The 16,762-nt window shown below is 62.3% G+C and carries 18 protein-coding genes; 6 read left to right on the forward strand and 12 right to left on the reverse strand.

Annotated features, from left to right (window positions below):
- Positions 1–39: 39 nt before the first annotated feature.
- Both dxs and ABIE40_RS03920 read right to left on the reverse strand, forming a co-directional pair.
- A complete protein-coding gene (gene dxs, locus ABIE40_RS03915; RefSeq protein WP_199626280.1) occupies positions 40–1,956 on the reverse strand; it encodes a 1-deoxy-D-xylulose-5-phosphate synthase in 1,917 nt (638 codons plus the stop codon).
- Between the two features lie 103 nt (positions 1,957–2,059).
- The gene (locus tag ABIE40_RS03920) at positions 2,060–2,983 is read right to left on the reverse strand and encodes a pirin family protein (RefSeq protein WP_199626281.1); all 924 of its coding nucleotides are present in this window, start codon (positions 2,981–2,983) and stop codon (positions 2,060–2,062) included.
- A 112-nt stretch (positions 2,984–3,095) separates the two neighbouring features.
- Here ABIE40_RS03920 and ABIE40_RS03925 point away from each other — a divergent pair, with 112 nt between their 5' ends.
- Together ABIE40_RS03925 and ABIE40_RS03930 are read left to right on the forward strand one after the other, a co-directional pair.
- The gene (locus ABIE40_RS03925) at positions 3,096–3,386 is read left to right on the forward strand and encodes a toxin-antitoxin system TumE family protein (RefSeq protein WP_199626282.1); all 291 of its coding nucleotides are present in this window, start codon (positions 3,096–3,098) and stop codon (positions 3,384–3,386) included.
- Positions 3,383–3,733: an HVO_A0114 family putative DNA-binding protein gene (locus tag ABIE40_RS03930; protein WP_130278932.1), complete on the forward strand. Its 351-nt coding sequence runs from the start codon at positions 3,383–3,385 to the stop codon at positions 3,731–3,733. Before ABIE40_RS03925 ends, ABIE40_RS03930 begins: the two co-directional genes overlap by 4 nt.
- 5 nt (positions 3,734–3,738) lie before the next feature.
- On the opposite strand, the gene ABIE40_RS03935 is transcribed toward ABIE40_RS03930, so the two are convergent.
- The gene (locus tag ABIE40_RS03935) at positions 3,739–3,990 is read right to left on the reverse strand and encodes an exodeoxyribonuclease VII small subunit (protein WP_025582353.1); all 252 of its coding nucleotides are present in this window, start codon (positions 3,988–3,990) and stop codon (positions 3,739–3,741) included.
- Between the two features lie 2 nt (positions 3,991–3,992).
- Complete coding sequence (locus tag ABIE40_RS03940) at positions 3,993–4,928, reverse strand: histone deacetylase family protein (RefSeq protein ID WP_112712951.1); 936 nt, start codon at positions 4,926–4,928, stop codon at positions 3,993–3,995.
- Between the two features lie 162 nt (positions 4,929–5,090).
- Between ABIE40_RS03940 and ABIE40_RS03945 the strand changes: the two genes are divergently transcribed.
- Complete coding sequence (locus tag ABIE40_RS03945) at positions 5,091–5,492, forward strand: acyl-CoA thioesterase (protein ID WP_199626285.1); 402 nt, start codon at positions 5,091–5,093, stop codon at positions 5,490–5,492.
- Here ABIE40_RS03945 and ABIE40_RS03950 read toward each other — a convergent pair.
- The 3 genes from ABIE40_RS03950 to ABIE40_RS03960 are packed head-to-tail and all read right to left on the reverse strand — an operon-like array spanning position 5,489 to position 7,359.
- On the reverse strand, positions 5,489–6,052 hold the full coding sequence (locus ABIE40_RS03950) for a biotin transporter BioY (protein WP_199626287.1): 564 nt from the start codon (positions 6,050–6,052) through the stop codon (positions 5,489–5,491). The genes ABIE40_RS03945 and ABIE40_RS03950 overlap by 4 nt on opposite strands.
- A 24-nt stretch (positions 6,053–6,076) precedes the next feature.
- Positions 6,077–6,685: an energy-coupling factor transporter transmembrane component T family protein gene (locus tag ABIE40_RS03955; protein WP_199626288.1), complete on the reverse strand. Its 609-nt coding sequence runs from the start codon at positions 6,683–6,685 to the stop codon at positions 6,077–6,079.
- Complete coding sequence (locus ABIE40_RS03960; RefSeq protein WP_199626290.1) at positions 6,685–7,359, reverse strand: energy-coupling factor ABC transporter ATP-binding protein; 675 nt, start codon at positions 7,357–7,359, stop codon at positions 6,685–6,687. Before ABIE40_RS03960 ends, ABIE40_RS03955 begins: the two co-directional genes overlap by 1 nt.
- Positions 7,360–7,457: 98 nt before the next feature.
- Here ABIE40_RS03960 and ABIE40_RS03965 point away from each other — a divergent pair, with 98 nt between their 5' ends.
- Positions 7,458–8,648: a winged helix-turn-helix domain-containing protein gene (locus ABIE40_RS03965; protein ID WP_199626292.1), complete on the forward strand. Its 1,191-nt coding sequence runs from the start codon at positions 7,458–7,460 to the stop codon at positions 8,646–8,648.
- 259 nt (positions 8,649–8,907) lie between these two features.
- Complete coding sequence (locus tag ABIE40_RS03970; RefSeq protein WP_199626294.1) at positions 8,908–9,117, forward strand: KTSC domain-containing protein; 210 nt, start codon at positions 8,908–8,910, stop codon at positions 9,115–9,117.
- Positions 9,118–9,146: 29 nt separating this feature from the next.
- Here the strand turns inward: ABIE40_RS03970 and ribB are convergent, their stop codons facing one another.
- The 3 genes from ribB to ABIE40_RS03985 form a co-directional block, all read right to left on the reverse strand.
- The gene (gene ribB, locus ABIE40_RS03975) at positions 9,147–10,250 is read right to left on the reverse strand and encodes a 3,4-dihydroxy-2-butanone-4-phosphate synthase (protein ID WP_199626296.1); all 1,104 of its coding nucleotides are present in this window, start codon (positions 10,248–10,250) and stop codon (positions 9,147–9,149) included.
- Positions 10,251–10,260: 10 nt separating this feature from the next.
- Positions 10,261–11,358 carry a chorismate synthase gene (aroC, locus tag ABIE40_RS03980; RefSeq protein ID WP_199626303.1) on the reverse strand — a complete coding sequence of 366 codons (1,098 nt, stop codon included), beginning with the start codon at positions 11,356–11,358 and terminating at the stop codon, positions 10,261–10,263.
- 162 nt (positions 11,359–11,520) lie between these two features.
- Positions 11,521–14,667: a bifunctional diguanylate cyclase/phosphodiesterase gene (locus tag ABIE40_RS03985; protein WP_502944799.1), complete on the reverse strand. Its 3,147-nt coding sequence runs from the start codon at positions 14,665–14,667 to the stop codon at positions 11,521–11,523.
- 276 nt (positions 14,668–14,943) lie between these two features.
- On the opposite strand from ABIE40_RS03985, the gene ABIE40_RS03990 reads away from it, so the two are divergent.
- Entirely contained in the window at positions 14,944–15,204 is a 261-nt protein-coding gene (locus ABIE40_RS03990) for a DUF1344 domain-containing protein (RefSeq protein WP_112386465.1), read from the forward strand.
- A gap of 6 nt (positions 15,205–15,210) precedes the next feature.
- Here ABIE40_RS03990 and ABIE40_RS03995 read toward each other — a convergent pair whose 3' ends face one another.
- Positions 15,211–15,801, reverse strand: coding sequence for a histidine phosphatase family protein (locus tag ABIE40_RS03995; protein WP_199626305.1), 591 nt, complete (start codon positions 15,799–15,801; stop codon positions 15,211–15,213).
- Positions 15,802–15,827: 26 nt separating this feature from the next.
- Positions 15,828–16,646: an enoyl-ACP reductase FabI gene (gene fabI, locus ABIE40_RS04000; RefSeq protein ID WP_130278924.1), complete on the reverse strand. Its 819-nt coding sequence runs from the start codon at positions 16,644–16,646 to the stop codon at positions 15,828–15,830.
- Positions 16,647–16,762: the final 116 nt, after the last annotated feature.

Raw genomic sequence — 16,762 nt, forward strand, 5'->3', positions numbered from 1 at the left:
AAGAGCGGATGAGGGGGCTCCGGGTAGGGAGTTTCAGACTTACCCAGCAACCCCAACCGCAACTGTGCGGCCAAGCGCCCGGAACACCGTCGAAACGATCCCGGCGCGATCGAGCCCTGCATGGGCATTCATCGCCTCGGGCTTCGCCTGCTCCATCCAGATATCGGGCATCACAAGCGAGCGAACCTTCAGCCCGTTGTCGAGCAGGCCTTCCATCGCCAGGAACTGCATGACGTGGCTGCCGAAGCCGCCGACGGAACCTTCCTCGATGGTGATCAGAATCTCGTGGTGGGCGGCGAGCTGGCGGATCAGGTCGTGATCGAGCGGCTTGGCAAAGCGCGCATCGGCGACCGTCGTCGAAAGACCGGCCGCATCGAGATCTTCGGCGGCGAGCAGGCTGTCCGCAAGGCGCGTGCCGAAGGAGAGGAGAGCGACCTTGGTGCCTTCCTTGACGATCCGGCCCTTGCCGATCTGCAGGATTTCACCGCGAACGGGCATTTCTACGCCGACACCTTCGCCGCGCGGATAGCGGAACGAGATCGGACCGGCATCATAGGCAGCGGCCGTGCGCACCATATGCTTCAGCTCCGCCTCGTCGGCCGCCGCCATGACGACGAAGCCCGGCAGTGCCGCAAGGAAGGTCGTGTCGAAGGATCCGGCATGCGTCGGCCCGTCAGCGCCGACGAAACCGGCACGGTCGATCGGGAAGCGCACCGGCAGGCCCTGGATTGCCACGTCGTGGACGACCTGGTCATAGGCGCGCTGCAGGAAGGTGGAATAAAGTGCGGCGAACGGCTTGTAGCCTTCGGCGGCGAGGCCGGCAGCGAAGGTCACCGCATGCTGCTCGGCGATGCCGACATCGAAACAGCGTGCCGGATAGAGGCTCGCCAGCTTGTCGAGGCCGGTACCGTTCGGCATGGCTGCGGTGATACCGACGATCTTGTCGTCGAGCTCGGCTTCCTGCACCAGCGCTTCGGCGAAGACGCTCGTATAGCTCGGCGCATTCGGTTTCACCTTCGCCTGCGCGCCGGTGATGACATCGAACTTGTTGACGCCGTGATACTTGTCTGCAGCGGCTTCGGCCGGCGGATAGCCCTTGCCCTTCTGGGTCACCACATGGATTAGCACCGGGCCTTCGGCATGGTCGCGCACATTGCGCAGCACCGGCAGGAGATGCTCGAAGGAGTGGCCGTCGATCGGGCCGATATGGTAGAAGCCCATCTCCTCGAACATCGTGCCGCCGGTCACATAGCCCCGGGCATGCTCGACGGCGCGGGTAATCGCCCGGTCGACCTTCTTGCCTAGATAGGCCGTCAGTTTCTTGCCGAAGTCGCGGAAGCCCATATAGGTGCGCCCGGACGCGAGACGCGCCAGATAGGCGCTCATCGCGCCGGTCGGCGGAGCAATCGACATGTCGTTGTCGTTGAGGATGACGATCAGCCGGGCGTCGAGAGCGCCGGCGTTGTTCAGCGCCTCATAGGCCATGCCGGCCGACATCGCGCCGTCGCCGATGACGGCGATCACGCGCTTGTCGGTCTGGTCGAGCTCGGCGGCGACGGCCATGCCGAGACCGGCGGAAATCGAGGTCGAGGAATGTGCGGCGCCGAAGGGGTCGTACTCGCTCTCGGCACGGCGGGTGAAGCCGGAGAGGCCGTTCTCCTGGCGCAGCGTGCGAATGCGGTCGCGGCGGCCGGTCAGGATCTTGTGCGGATAACACTGGTGGCCGACATCGAAGATCAGCCGGTCGTCGGGCGTGTTGAAAACGCTGTGGATGGCGATCGTCAGCTCGACGACGCCAAGCCCTGCACCCAGATGTCCGCCAGTGCGCGACACGGCGTCGATCATCTCGTCGCGAACCTCGCGTGCGAGCTGTGGCAGCTCGCGGTCATCGAGCTTGCGCAGGTCGGCTGGAAGCTTGACCTGATCGAGCAGCGGTGTCTTCGGCGGTTGTGTCACGGGCGGGCGCTCTTTCTTATCATTCTCGGAGATGCTTATTCCGATTAAATTGCGGCGAAACAAGTGCGTTTCAAGAACCGCAACCGCTCCATTCTAGAGAAGTTCAGCCTTCAGGCAAAGGCACGAATTCCTCTTCATCCCCCGGAACGATGTCGAAACGGCCGGTGCGCCATTCTTCCTTGGCCTTCTCGATCCGCTCTTTCGACGACGAAACGAAGTTCCACCAGATATAGCGCTTGGAATTCAGCGCCGCGCCGCCGAAGAGCATCAGGTGACAGCCCTGTTCGCCCCCTTCGAGCGTGATCGCATCGCCGGGCCGGAAGACCAGCAGCTGATCGGGCGCAAACCGGTCGCCGGCAATCATCACCTCGCCGGAGAGAACATAGACGGCGCGCTCTTCATGCGCAGCACCGAAGGGGAATTTCGATCCCGGCTGCAGGCTGATATCGGCATAGAGCGTATCGGTGAAAACCTTCACCGGCGACTTCAGCCCCTCGAAGGAGCCGATCACCACGCGCCCGGTCACCCCGCCATCGTCGATAACAGGCATGTCGCCCTTTTCGGTATGGGTGAACTCCGGGTTCATCTCTTCCTTTTCATCGGGCAGCGCCAGCCAGGTCTGCAGCCCGGACATCGCCAGCGGATGTCCGCGCAGATTGTCTGGAGTGCGCTCCGAATGCACGATGCCGCGCCCCGCGGTCATCAGGTTGATATCACCGGGGCGGATCACCTTCTCGGTGCCGAGGCTGTCGAGATGGCGGATCTCGCCGTCGAAGAGATAGGTCACCGTCGAAAGCCCGATATGCGGATGCGGCTTCACATCCAGCGCCTCGTCGGGCCTGAGGATCGCCGGCCCCATCCGGTCGAAGAAGATGAACGGCCCCACCAGCCGCCGCTGCCTGGTCGGCAGCGCGCGACGCACCTGGAATCCGCCGATATCGCTGGTGCGCGGAATGATCAGATTCTCGATCGCATCACAGGCAAAGGCATCGCCGGGCAGGGGATCTTTACCGGGGAAGAAGGACATGGCGGTTCTCCAAGCGGGATTTGCCGCCAACCTAAACAGTTCGGCGAGGCGGTGGTAGCGAAAGTTTCTATGTCGCTTGACGACATATGTCACATGATGACATATTTATACGATGAAAGCCGAGCGCGTCATTCGCGAACGCATCGTTTTCGGTGACGGCGCGATACTCGAAATGAAGGTCTGGCGTGTTCCCGTGCAGGTGCCCGGCTCCAGGCACATGCTGAAATACTCGCTTTTCTATGGCAGCCCAGGCGAGCGGCTGATTGGCTATGACAACGAGCGCGGCAAGGGCGACCATCGCCATTATGGCGAGCGCGAGGAGGCTTACACCTTCGTCTCGATCGAGCAGACGCTTCTGGATTTTCAGGCCGACGTCGAAAGGCTGAGAGGAGAACGGATATGAACAAGGATATCGAACTGCATATCGGCGGCTCCTTCGCGGACGCGGCCAAGCGCGTCGCCGATGCCTGGCATCGAGCCGAAGCAGGCGAGACGGTCTCCGAGGATCATCTCACCTTCGTTGGCTGGGACGCCTTCTCGCGCACGATGACGGCCAAGCGGCTGGAGTTGCTGCGTCACCTCCACCGGCATCCGCAGACGAGCATTTCGGCACTGGCGAAAAGCCTGAAGCGCGATTATCGCCGGGTGCACGAGGATGTCGAAATTCTCTCCGAAGCCGGATTGATCGAGCGGGACGGAAACGGTCTGCGCACCGGCTATGACGAAATCAGAACGGTGATCGCCCTCTAGGCCAATCAAGCCCCGTCGAGAGGCTCCACGCCCTGCGGCTTGCCCGAGCGGTCGAGGCGGATTTTCTCGATGCGGTTTTCAGCTGCCGAGAGCAGGGTTTCGCAATGCTTCTTCAGCGCTTCGCCGCGCTCGTAGATCTCGATGGATTCATCCAGCGCCACGTCGCCGCGTTCCAGGCGCGCGACGATGCTTTCGAGTTCGGCCACGGCCTTTTCGAAGGAAAGACCTGATACCTCAGGCTTGGCGCTGTCAGTCATACTCAACCCTTCATCAATCGAAGCACATGTAGCCCAGCCGATTCGGCCAAGCCTTCGAGATCATAGCCGCCTTCCAGCAGGCTGACGACCCGGTTGGAGGCGCTTTTGTCGGCTATCTCCAGCAATCTTCCGGTCGCCCAGTCGAAATCCTCGCCGACGAGATTGATCTGCGCCAGGGGATCGCGGTGATGGGCGTCGAAGCCGGCGGAGATGATGATCAGGTCCGGGCGGAAGTCGTTGAGCGCCGGCAGCACGCGGGACTTGAAGGCCTCGCGGAAATGATCGCTGCCGACATTCGGCGAGAGCGGCGCATTGACGATCGTCCCGTGCTTGCCGCTTTCGTCCTTGGCGCCGGAGCCCGGATAGAGCGGCATCTGGTGCGTCGAGCAGAACAGCACCGAGGGATCGTCCCAGAAGATGTCCTGCGTGCCATTGCCGTGATGCACGTCCCAGTCGACGATCGCGACGCGCTCGGCGCCGTAGCGCTTCTGCGCATGGCGGGCGGCAATCGCGGCATTGTTGAAGAAGCAGAAGCCCATCGCCTTGTTCTTCTCGGCGTGGTGACCGGGCGGGCGAGCGGCGACGAAGACATTGTCGGCCTTGCCGGTGAAGACGTCGTCGACGGCAGCCATCGCCCCGCCGACGCCGGTCAAGACCGCCTGCAGGCTCTTGGCGCTGGCATAGGTGTCGGCTTCCAGCTGGTTGATCTCGCCTTCTTCTTCCGGGATCTGCCGCATCACGGCGAAGAGGTGCTCTTCGGGATGCGCCAGCAGCACCGCGTCCTCATTGGCCTGCGGCGCCTCCTTGCGGTCCAGCCGCTCGAAATTCGGATGGCCGAGCGCGACATTGATGGCGCGCATGCGGTCCGGCCGTTCCGGATGGCCCTCCGGTGTCACATGTTCGAGGAAGATCGGATGTTCGTAAAGACGGGTGCTCATGGCGAAATACTTATCCTCTGGCCCTGTCATGATCCACAGCAGATGGTGCTGGGGCGGGCTATTTCAACAGACACATGCTGTCGCAACCACGTCACGGCAAGCGTTTACTTCACCTCGGGCCGGGCCTAGTCTTGCTCGTGATGGCAGGGGAGCCGGCAGACGATGGTGAAGGCAGCGCGCTCGAACAGAGAGCAAATCCGCATTCCGTTCCGTGACGTGGACATGAACGGGCAGATGTTTCTCGCCTCATACATTTCCTATGCCGAATCCGCGCTCGCCGGTTTCTGGTCGATGCGGCCGGAACTCGCCGATGAGCCGCTCTACATTGCCTGCAAGGTCTCCTGCACGCTGCACCGCCCGCTGCGATACGAAGAGGACGCGGTCTTCACCGCGGCCGTCGACAAGATCGGCCTGAGGTCCGTCGGCTTCGTGGTCGCCGTCGATGCGGATGGAGAGCGTGCCGCTGAGGTGGAGGTCACCTGGCAGGCCCGCAGCCGCGAGATCGGCGAGCCAGTCTCGCTGCCTGAAGAGACGCGCGACTGGCTCTACACGTTTCTCGATTAGGCGCGAACCGGCAACAGCGGATAGCCGACCATGACGGCACGGCCGACGAGGGCTGCGACGAAGGCCTTGGCCACATCGCCGGGCACGAAGGCCATGGAGCCGACAAAGGCCTGCTCGAGGCTGATACCACCGGCAATCGCCAGATAGATGATCCCGAAGGCATAGAGAACGACGATCCCGCCGATCATCGCCGACAGGAAGAAGCCGACAGTCTGGACGAGACCGGACTGTTCGGCCTTGACGAGACGCTCGCTGAGATAGCCGGTCGTGAAGGCGGCAAACAGCCAGCCGATCAGGAAGCCGGTGGTCGGCGCCGCAAAGGCGGCAAGTCCGCCGCGGCCGCCCGAAAGAACCGGCAGGCCGATGGCGACGAGCACCCAGACGATGAGCACGGCGATGGAGCCGCGGCGCGCGCCGAGCACGACACCGGCCATCATCACGCCCATCGACTGCGCGGTGATCGGCACCGGAATGAAGCCGAGGGTGATCGGCGGCAGAATGCCGAGCGCCACGATGATCGCGGCAAAAAGGGCAGACAAGACGAGGTCGCGGGTGCTCATTATGGGCTCCGTGTTTACGATCGGTTAACTGACATGCCGCCGAATGCCCCGCGCGTCAATCGCCGCGGCAATGTTATCCGCATCTCTGAGGGTGAGGATGATCAGCGGCGCCAGCAGCGTCACCGGCCGCACCTTGATGCCGCGTGCCGCATGCGCTTCCTTGATCGCCTGATAGCGGCCGAGGATCTCAGGCACGAAACGCACCACCAGCCCGACGGCGAGACCGACATCATTGGCCTGCACCAGCCCGATCCGCTCGAGCGGCCGCGCCAGCAGGGTAATCTCGTCGATGAACTCGGCAATCGTCGTCGTGGCGGTCACGGCCGCCGCAAAGAACATCAGCGATGTCAGCCGCAGCAGCGCCACGACGGCGCCATGCCAGGGATTGAAGGCAAGGCTGAAGAGCGCGACGATGGCGATCGTCAGCAATACCGGCTTCAGCCGGTCGAGCGCCTGCGCAAGCGGAATGCCGAGCCGGAAATAGATCGCCGCCGTCGCCAGCACCGCCAGCGACAGCAGCGGTATGTCGCGCGTCGTGAACAGGATGACGCCGAGGATCGCGAGCACCGCGAGCTTGGCGCGCGCCGGCAGGCGGTGCATGAAGCTCTCTCCCTCGACATAGAGCGACTGCATCAGCCGGCGATCTCCCTGTAGCGCGCGATTGCCTCCGCGGCTGGCGCATCGGCGGCGAGCGTGCCCTCGTGGAAGACCAGCACCCGGCCGAAATCGGCGATAAGCTCGAGATCATGGGTAATGACGAGCGCATTTTCCGGCAGCCCCTCGATCAGCCGCTGCACCAGCGCCCGGTTCTTGAGGTCGAGCTGGTTGGTCGGCTCGTCGAGTATGAGAATATCAGGCCCGGTGACCAGCACCGCTGCCAGAGCCGCAATCTGCAACTCGCCGCCGGAAAGTTCATGCGCCCGGCGGGGCGCCAGATGCGCGGCGCCGAAACGTGAGAGGACGGCTTCGACCTTCGCCTCGATCTCGCCCTTCGCAACGCCGCGGCTCTTCAGCCCGAAGGCGATGTCGTCCTTCACAACAGGCAGGATGATCTGGTTCTGCGGCTGCTGGAAGATGAAGCCGACATCGGAAAGCGCGCCGCGCTCGCCCGCCGTATCGCGGCCATTGACGAGAACGCGTCCGGCCGTCGGCTTCGCCAAGCCGTTGATCAGCCGTGCGAAGGTGGTCTTGCCGGAGCCGTTCAGGCCGATGATGCCGATGCGGTTTTCGCTCAGCTGCAAGGTCAGCGGTGCCAGCGCCTGGCGCGCGCCATAGCTGACCGAAGCCCCTTCGAAACGGATGTCCAAATGCAGTCCCTCATCCTTCTGGCGCTCGCTTCTATAGCGGCGGCGGCAAAAGTGCAAAAGCGGGTGGCTAGGAAGATTTTCCGGCATATGATGACGTCATGACGAATCTGCTCTCGAATGCCGATGCCCGCCGCGTCTTCATCGCCAAGCAGGGCCTGAGTACTCCGCCCAACCGCGCCTTGACCAAGGACGGGCTCCTGCAGCTCATCCACGATCTCGGCTTCGTCCAGGTCGATAGCATCCAGACGGTGGAGCGCGCCCACCACCAGATCCTGTTCTCCCGCAACCAGACCTACCGCCGCGAACACCTGACCTCGCTGCTGGAAAAGGATGGCGCGCTCTTCGAACACTGGACGCATGACGCCTCGATCTTGCCGAGCAGCTTTTTCAAATACTGGAAGCACAAGTTCGTCCAGCAGGAGGAGGTCCTAGTCGAGCGCTGGCGCAAGTGGCAGGGGGAGGGCTTCGAACACGCTTTCGAGGAAACCTATGACCGCGTCGTCCAGAACGGCGCGATCCTGGCGCGCGACATCAAGGCCGACGATCATGTCTCCGGCGGCTGGTGGAACTGGCATCCGAACAAGACCGCACTCGAATATTTCTGGCACACCGGCAAGTTCGCCATCGCCGGGCGCTCGAATTTCCAGAAGATCTACGACCTCGTCGAGCGCGTCATCCCCGATGAGTTCCGCGAGCAGGAAGTCAGCCGCGAGGAATTCGTCGACTGGGCCTGCCGCAGCGCGCTGACGCGCCTGGGCTTCGCCACATCAGGCGAGATAGCGGCCTTCTGGCGGCTGATCTCGCCGGAGGAAGCGAAGGCCTGGGTCACCGCCCATCGCGACGAACTCACCGAAATCATCATCGAACCCGCACTCGGCGGCAAGCCGCGTCCCTCCTGGGCGCTCGCGGAATTTCCGGCGGAGATCGCCGATTTCCCCGAGCCGCCCGCCCGCATCCGCGTGCTCAGCCCCTTCGACCCGATGATCCGCGACCGCAACCGCACCGAACGCCTGTTCGGCTTCTTCTACCGCATCGAGATCTTCGTGCCCGAGCCGAAACGCGAATACGGCTACTACGTCTTCCCGCTGCTGGAGGGCGACAAGCTCATCGGCCGCATCGACATGAAGGCTGACAGGAAGAAGGGCACGCTGGATGTGAAGCGTCTGTGGCTTGAGCCGGGTGTGCGGGCCTCCGCCGGACGTCTCGACAGGCTTGCTGCCGAGCTCGACCGCGTCGCCCGCTTTGCCGGCGTGGAGCGCGTGATCCTTGCTGACGGCTGGCTCGGGTAGCCAATGCCAATTGATTGAATTTTAAGAATTTTTTTCGAAATTACTCGACGTTAATCTTGACGCCGGTTTACCATGCCCGTGCCGAACTTGTTAAACACCGTTCCCCTACGGTTGGCGCATGAAAACGCACCCCATCAGATACGCCGCATGGTTGGCCTGGAACGACCTGGGCCGCAGGGTCAGGGCTCTGATCCGCAACCGCCGCGACGCCCGTGCCGCGGCGGCCTCAACTGCCTCAATGGGCGAACAGCGAGAGCCGATGAAGCCGGTCGCGGTAAAGTCGGCGCTGATCGACGCGGTCTATTTCAGCCAGCAGGATGGCCGTCTTCGCGTCTGCCTTAGCAACGGCGAGGACAGGACCTTCGAGGGCGTCAACGAGGCGCATGTCATTGCCATGGTCACCTCGCAGTCGCCGGGCAAATATTACATGCGCAACGTCCGCCCCCGCTTCAAGCGTATCGCTGCCTGAGCGCGGGCGTTTAAGCACATCTGCTGTGATCAGCCGAGTTCAGTCTTGGTGATCTTGATCCCAAAACCCTCGAGCCCGACATAGTGCCGCTCGCGGGTGGTCAAGAGCTTGATCGAGGTCACGCCGAGATCCTTCAGGATCTGTGCGCCGAGACCGATTTCCAGCCATTCGCTCTCGCGCGTTGCTGCCTCGGCGTGCGACTCGCGGCCCTGGCTGCGGGCCTTGCGGCCGTTGTCGATATGGCCGACGCCGACGGAGCCTTCGCGCAGATACACGATGATGCCGCGGCCTTCCTCGGCGATCTTCTGCATGTAGTGATCGACGGGGCTCTTCTTGCCGAACAGGTCCTCGGCGACGTTCTCCGGATGCAGGCGCACCGGAATGTCGATGCCGTCGCGGATGTCGCCGAAGACGACGGCGAGGTGCTGCATCGGATCCCAGGGCAGCGAGTAGGTATGCGCCTTGGCCTTGCCGAAGGGGGTCTCGATGTCGAAGCTCTGGCCGAGCTCGATCAGCGTTTCCTTGCGCTGGCGGTAGGCGATCAGATCGGCGACCGACACCTGCTTGAGGCCGTGTTCGTCAGCAAAGCTGCTCACCTGCGGGCCGCGCATCACGGTGCCGTTGTCATTGACGAGCTCGCTGATGACGCCGATCAACGGCAGACCGGCGAGCTTGCAGAGGTCGACTGCGGCTTCCGTATGGCCGGAGCGCATCAGCACGCCGCCTTCGCGGGCGATCAGCGGGAAGATGTGGCCCGGGCGGACGAAATCGGCCGCACCCACATTCGGGTTGGCGAGGTTGCGCACCGTCAGCGTGCGGTCGTCGGCGGAAATGCCCGTCGTCGTGCCATGCTTGAAGTCGACCGAAACGGTGAAGGCCGTCGTATGCGCCGAGTCGTTTTCGGCCACCATGGCGTTCAGGTTCAGGCGCTTGGCCTCTTCCTTCGGCATCGGCGTGCAGACGATGCCGGAGGTGTGGCGGACGATGAAGGCCATCTTCTCCGGCGTGCAATGCACGGCAGCGACGATCAGGTCGCCTTCGTTCTCGCGGTCGTCGTCGTCCATGACGACGACGATCTCGCCGGCCTCGAAGGCACGGATGGCATCGACGACACGCTTCTGATCGTAAGGCATGGGGTAATTCCTATTTCAACCGGCCGGTCTGGCCGCGGTCGCGGAGATAGTGATCGGCAATGGCGCATGCAACCATCGCCTCGCCGATCGGCACGGCGCGGATGCCGACGCAGGGGTCGTGACGGCCCTTGGTGCGCACATCGACATTCTTGCCGTCGGCATCGATCGACTGGCGCTCGGTCAGGATCGACGAGGTCGGCTTGATGGCGAAGCGGGCGATGACCGGCTGGCCGGTGGAAATGCCGCCCAGGATACCGCCGGCATGGTTCGACAGGAACAGCGGCTTGCCGTCATTGCCCATCCGCATCTCGTCGGCATTCTCTTCGCCGGTGATTTCCGCCGCACCGAAGCCGTTGCCGATCTCGACACCCTTGACGGCGTTGATCGACATCAGCAGCGAGGCGATATCCTGGTCGAGCTTGGCGTAGATCGGCGCACCCAAGCCTGCCGGTACATTCTCGGCAACCACTTCGACGACGGCGCCGACGGAGGAGCCGTTCTTGCGGATGCCGTCGAGATATTCTTCCCAGACAGGCACGATCGCCGCATCAGGCGCAAAGAACGGGTTCTGATCGACCTGATCCCAATCCCAGTTCTGGCGGTTGATCTTGTGCTTGCCGATCTGGATCAGCGCGGCGCGCACTTTCATGTCAGGGACGACGAGACGGGCGATGCCGCCGGCGGCAACGCGGGCCGCGGTCTCGCGCGCCGAAGAGCGCCCGCCGCCGCGATAGTCGCGGATGCCGTATTTCACGTCATAGGTATAGTCGGCATGGCCCGGCCGATACTGGCGCGCGATCTCGCCGTAGTCCTTGGAGCGCTGGTCGGTATTCTCGATCAGCATCGAGATCGGCGTGCCCGTGGAGATCATCGTCTCGCCGTCCTCGTCCAGCATCACGCCGGAGAGCACCTTCACCAGATCGGCCTCGCGGCGCTGGGTGACGAAACGCGACTGGCCGGGCTTGCGCTTGTCGAGCCAGACCTGGATGTCCTCGAGCTTGAAGCGCAGGCCGGGCGGCGTGCCGTCGACGACGCAGCCGAGAGCCGGCCCATGGCTTTCGCCCCAGGTCGTGACGCGGAAAAGATGACCGAATGTATTATGCGACATGTGGTACCGACCAATGCGCGCCGCACGGACCGTTGCCGGCAGCGCCAACCTTTAGAATTCGGGGTCACTCATAGGCCAAAAAGCCCAAGGGGCAAACGCCTTTCTTTGCCGAAATGCGGCCGGATCTGAGAATGATGTTTCCGCAATTTGGAAACGATGGGCTCAGGAGGCGAGACGCCACGCGGTGCCGAGCGCTGCCTGCGTGAAGTCGTCGAAGGAGAGGGGGCGCGAGAAGGCATAGCCCTGCAGCATGTCGCAGCCGAGATCGCGCAGCATGTCGGCATGGTCGAGGCTCTCGACGCCTTCGGCCACGGTCTCGACGCCGAGCGAGCGGGCAATGTCGATGATCGAGCGCACCAGCGTGCGCTCCTGCGAGGAATGCAGGATCGGCTGCACCAGCTGCCGGTCGATCTTCAGCCGCTTCGGTTTCAGCTTCAGGAGCGAGACGATCGAAGTGTGGCCGGTGCCGAAATCGTCGATCTCGATATCGATGCCGAGCGCCTTGATGCGGTCGAGGTTCTGGGCGGCGACGTCTTCGCTTTCGTCGAGGAAGATCGATTCCACCAGTTCGAAGGAGAGTTCGCCCGGGCGGATATGCAGGTGGCTGAGCGACTCGAACAGGCTGCCGTCATGCAGGCGCCGCGCCGAGACGTTGACCGAGACCTGCGGCACGATGAGGCCATGGGCCGTCCAGCGCATCTTGTCCTTCAGCGCCGTTTCCAGAACGATGCTGTCGAGCGTCTGGACCACGTTGATCTCGTCGGCGATGCGCAGGAACTTGTCGGGCGTCAGCACGCCGCGGGTCGGGTGGTGCCAGCGCACCAGCGCTTCCACACCGGCGAGCTTCATCGTGCGGGCGCAGAACTGCGGCTGGTACCAGGCGGTAAACTCGTTGTTCTCGATACCGGCGAGTATCTCGTCGGCGGTGCGCTTGTTGTTGATGATATCGGCCTGGAGGTTCTGGTTGAAGAACTCGTAGCGGTTCCGGCCCATGCTCTTGGCGCGATAGAGCGCGATATCGGCATTGATCAGCACCTTGCGCGCATCGACATGGATGCCGTTCGCCAGTGCAATGCCGATCGAGACGCCGCAGCGGCAGGAGAAGCCCTGAAAATCGATCGGCTGGCGCATCTCCTCGATGACGCGTCCGGCAAGCTCCGCCATATCGACGTCGCTGACGTCATGCGCCAGGATCACGAACTCGTCGCCGCCGATACGCGCCACGAGGTCGCTGCCGCGCACGTTCTTCGACAGAACCTTCGATGCATGGACCAGCATCGCATCACCCGCCGCATGGCCGAGCGTGTCGTTGATTTCCTTGAAGCGGTCGAGGTCGATATGCAGGATCGCAAATTTCTGGCGCTGCGAGCGGGCATCGACCGTAAGGCTCTCGAGCGCGATGTCGATCTTGCGGCGGTTGGCGAGGCCGGTCAGCGGATCATGCAGCGAATTGTGCTCGATGCGGTTCTTGGCGAGTTCGAGCTCGATATTCTTGGCGACCGCCTCGTCTTTGGCTGCCTTCAGTTCCGCGGTCAGCAGCGAATCTTCCGTCACGTCGAAGGCGACGCCGATGATTTTCGTGGTGCCAGACGGCGTCTGGTGCACCTTGCCGGTCGAGCGCACGTAGCGGACGCTGCCATCGTCGCAGGGAACCCGGCAGATCAGCGTATGGGTGTCGCCCGGCTGCTTGAAGTAGCGCGCGCTCTCGACGGCTGCCGCCCGGTCGTCAGGATGCACGCGCGAAAGCCAGAGTTCTTCGGGAACGAAGCCGTACTGCGCCGGCAGGCCGTAGAGCTCGTGCATGCGCTCGTCCCAGAGCGAGCCCTGCTCACCGCAGGTCGCGTCCCAGATGCCGCACTGATAGGCGTCGAGCGCCAGATCGAGCTTGCCGGAGATTTCGGTCAGCTGTGCCTCGCGCCGCGAGATTTCGTCCAGTGCCAGCTCCAGCTCGGCATTCTTGATGTCGCTGACATCTTTGGCGTGGCGCAGCGTTTCGGCCGCTTCCGCATCCGTTGTCACGTCGGCGACGATGCCGATCGTGCGGCCGACGCCACCAGCATCGGTATAGAAGGAGCCGACGGAGCGCAGGTAGCGGACCGTGCCGTCATCGAGAAGGATGCGGTACTGCGCGGTGCAGGAAGCCCCGGCAACGCTGCAGTTGAAGAAGTGCATCTCGGCAATGTGGCGGTCGTCGGGAGCGATCCGCGAGAACCAGTTTTCCAGCGGATGGCTGCCTTCGCCTGCCGCTTCGCCGTGTAGCGCGGAGGCGCGCCCGTCCCAATAGAGGCTGTGGCCCCCTTCTTCGAGCTCCCAGATGCCGATGTTGGACGAATCGAGCGCCAGGTTCAGGCGCTGCGAGAGCTCCAGAAGCTTTGCTTCGCGGCGTTCGAGCTGCGAGATGTTGCGGTTGCGCTCGCCGAGCAGCAGCGTGGCGAAGAAGATCGGGATGATGATGACGCATCCCGCGGTGATGATGATGACGCGCAGCTGCGACTGGTTCGCCGGCGCCTCGTTCCAGCCGGTGGTCGGCACAGCCGAGAGTTCCCAGCGGCCGCCGGCAAAGGCGATCTTGCGGCGCAGCGGCTGTTTGTCAAAGACATCGGTATTGCCGAAGAAGGGCAGGGCGGTATCGGCAGCAGCCGTGCCGAGATCGCGCACCGCGATCGACAGGTGATCGAGATGCGGGTAGCGCTCCTGGTTCTCGCTGTTGCGCGCCGGCTTCAGGCCGGTGTTCTCGTAGAACATGTCGCGGTCGATGGTGACCTCGACGGCGCCCCAGATCTTCCGCTGGCCGTTTTCCTTGACGAAGATCGGGAAGAAGATCGCAAAGGCATCCTTGCCCTCGGCGGTCTTGATCGGGCCGTAGAACCGCGCCTGCTGGTCGCCGGTATTGCGCCCGACCGACTGCATGGTCGACAGCGCCTCGCGCACATCCTTGCCGATCCTGTCCTTGTCGGATTGTGGCGGATAGACGTTGCTGACGATGAAATTGGGGGCGACGGCGACATTGAGGAAATGCGGATTCTGGATCAGCAGCCAGTTGATCTGCCGCTCCATTTCCTCGTCATTGGTGCGCGCGCTCAGTGAAATCATGTTGGAGAGGTCACGGACGATAGTAATGTCCATGTTGATCTGCGCTGCCATGCGGGCACGGATCAGGTTAGTCTCGTTTTCGGTGCGGATCTGCAGTTCGCGCAGATGGGCGGCAGTATTGGCGCGATCAAGAGTGATGCCGACAGCGACGACCATGAAGGCGACGAAGCCGGAGACCAGCAGCGAAAGCCAGGTATTCTTGAAAATTCGCCGCAATTGCCTGTGGCCGCCCAGCCCGATAAGCAAAACAAGTTCCCCTTTGTTTAAAAGCAACTGTAGGGGGAACTTGTTAATTTACGATTGCCCGGCCTTCTATATTTCGGGTGCCGAAACAAGACAGAGTGGATGGTTAACGGCGCCTCTTGATTATTGTTAAAATGCTATTCATCAATTGGGCGGTGAAAGCCATTCTTCCGGGCAATTTTTGCCATATTCAGGGGATTATCTGTGTTTGATAAGATTTTAGCGTCGAGTGTGAAGAGGGTTGCCGCGATGCGTTTTTTTGTTGCCACGCTGTTGGCCACCGCAAGTTTCCTGTCGCCGATCAGCGGTTTTGCTGAGAGCGCGGATGTCGAGGCGACGATCAAGAAGGTCGATACCGCCAATCTCAGCCTGACGCTCGATGACGGCAAGACCTACCAGGCGCCTGAAGAGTTCAATTTCGATGGCTTGAAGGCCGGCGTGAAGGTCGTGATCTTCTATACCGAAGTCGACGGCAAGCGCGTCATCAACGATCTCGATATCGTTCAGTAAGCCGGTTCAGATCCAGCCGATCAGCCGCTCGGCAGTATCGATCTTCAAGATCCGGTCCTGCCAGATTTCTCCCTCAGCGGCCTCGTGCTTGGGAACATCGCCAATCATCTTGAAGAGACTGCGGATGACGCCGCCGTGCGTCACGCAAACCGTTGGTTTGTCAACGGAATTCAGCCAGGATGCGCTGCGCCACGACATGATCTCGTAGCTCTCCGCGTCGTCGCCCGGCGGGATGAAATCCCATTTGTTGAGGTTGCGCTCGCTGACCCGGTCGCGCTGCGTCACCTTCAGTTCCTTGAGCGTGAAGCCTTCCCAATCGCCGAAGGAAACCTCGACGAGACGCTCGTCGGTACGGTAGCCCCTGGGGTCGATCCCCATGGCAGTGCGCACGATTTCCATCGTCTGGCGGGTGCGGGTCAGGGGGCTGGCGACAAAGTCGAAGGCAATGCCTTCGACCTTTAGGATCTCAGCGAGATCGATGCCGTTCAGCCGCGCCTGTTCGCGGCCGATGGCGTTCAGCGGAATGTCTTTCTGGCCCTGAAGGCGGCGTTCGGCATTCCAGTCGGTCTGGCCGTGTCGGACCACATAGATAAGCACGGCATATTCCGCTTCTTGGAGTTCGCTCAGTCCTTGATAACGGAAATATCCGGCGCGTCCACAGCCTTCATGCCGATGACATGGTAGCCGCTGTCGGCGTGATGGACTTCGCCGGTAACCGAACGCGACAGGTCGGACAGCATGTAGAGACCGACGTCGCCGACCTCTTCGATGGTCACGGTACGGCGCAGCGGAGCGTTGTACTCGTTCCACTTAAGGATGTAGCGGAAGTCGCCGATGCCGGATGCTGCAAGCGTCTTGATCGGGCCTGCAGAGATCGCATTGACGCGAATGTTCTTCGGTCCGAGATCGACGGCCAGATACTTGACACTGGCTTCGAGAGCAGCCTTGGCAACGCCCATGACGTTGTAGTTCGGCATGACCTTCTCGGCGCCGTAATAGGTTAGCGTGAGAAGCGAGCCGCCGTCCGTCATCAGCTTCTCGGCGCGGCGAGCGACCGAGGTGAACGAGAAGACGGAGATGTTCATCGTCTTGGCGAAGTTGTCGGCCGAGGTGTCGACGTAGCGGCCGGTCAGCTCGTCCTTGTCGGAGAAGCCGATGGCGTGAACGACGAAATCGATCTTGCCCCACATCTTTTCGACATTGGCGAAAACTTCGTCGATCGTTGCTTCGTCGGAGACGTCACAGTGGCCGGCCAGAACGCCGCCGAGTTCGGCAGCCAGCGGCTCGACGCGCTTTTTCAGCGCCTCGCCCTGATATGTAAAGGCAATTTCGCCGCCCTGTGCATGAATGGCCTTCGCAATGCCCCACGCGATCGAGCGATTGTTCGCGACGCCCATGATGACGCCGCGCTTGCCTGACATGAGGCCTGTTGCTTGAGCCATATTTTGCCCCCTAATGAACCAATTGGAAATTGCCTATGGCATAGGCCGTTAATCGGTTCAAGATTGGGAGCAATCATCAACTGTTAGGGAGCGTAACAAAGGGTGCGCATGTCACG

The sequence above is a fragment of the Rhizobium sp. OAE497 genome, from assembly GCF_040546565.1.
In the GTDB taxonomy this organism is placed as follows: domain Bacteria; phylum Pseudomonadota; class Alphaproteobacteria; order Rhizobiales; family Rhizobiaceae; genus Rhizobium.

Bases quoted from the DNA above. Each gene is read 5' to 3' on its own strand.
- ABIE40_RS03920 (WP_199626281.1), bottom strand. From the start codon at position 2,983: ATGTCCTTCTTCCCCGGTAAAGATCCCCTGCCCGGCGATGCCTTTGCC.
- ABIE40_RS03925 (WP_199626282.1), top strand. From the start codon at position 3,096: ATGAAAGCCGAGCGCGTCATTCGCGAACGCATCGTTTTCGGTGACGGC.
- ABIE40_RS03930 (WP_130278932.1), top strand. From the start codon at position 3,383: ATGAACAAGGATATCGAACTGCATATCGGCGGCTCCTTCGCGGACGCG.
- ABIE40_RS03935 (WP_025582353.1), bottom strand. From the start codon at position 3,990: ATGACTGACAGCGCCAAGCCTGAGGTATCAGGTCTTTCCTTCGAAAAG.
- ABIE40_RS03940 (WP_112712951.1), bottom strand. From the start codon at position 4,928: ATGAGCACCCGTCTTTACGAACATCCGATCTTCCTCGAACATGTGACA.
- ABIE40_RS03945 (WP_199626285.1), top strand. From the start codon at position 5,091: ATGGTGAAGGCAGCGCGCTCGAACAGAGAGCAAATCCGCATTCCGTTC.
- ABIE40_RS03950 (WP_199626287.1), bottom strand. From the start codon at position 6,052: ATGAGCACCCGCGACCTCGTCTTGTCTGCCCTTTTTGCCGCGATCATC.
- ABIE40_RS03955 (WP_199626288.1), bottom strand. From the start codon at position 6,685: ATGCAGTCGCTCTATGTCGAGGGAGAGAGCTTCATGCACCGCCTGCCG.
- ABIE40_RS03965 (WP_199626292.1), top strand. From the start codon at position 7,458: ATGACGAATCTGCTCTCGAATGCCGATGCCCGCCGCGTCTTCATCGCC.
- ABIE40_RS03970 (WP_199626294.1), top strand. From the start codon at position 8,908: ATGAAGCCGGTCGCGGTAAAGTCGGCGCTGATCGACGCGGTCTATTTC.
- ribB (WP_199626296.1), bottom strand. From the start codon at position 10,250: ATGCCTTACGATCAGAAGCGTGTCGTCGATGCCATCCGTGCCTTCGAG.
- aroC (WP_199626303.1), bottom strand. From the start codon at position 11,358: ATGTCGCATAATACATTCGGTCATCTTTTCCGCGTCACGACCTGGGGC.
- ABIE40_RS03990 (WP_112386465.1), top strand. From the start codon at position 14,944: ATGCGTTTTTTTGTTGCCACGCTGTTGGCCACCGCAAGTTTCCTGTCG.
- fabI (WP_130278924.1), bottom strand. From the start codon at position 16,646: ATGGCTCAAGCAACAGGCCTCATGTCAGGCAAGCGCGGCGTCATCATG.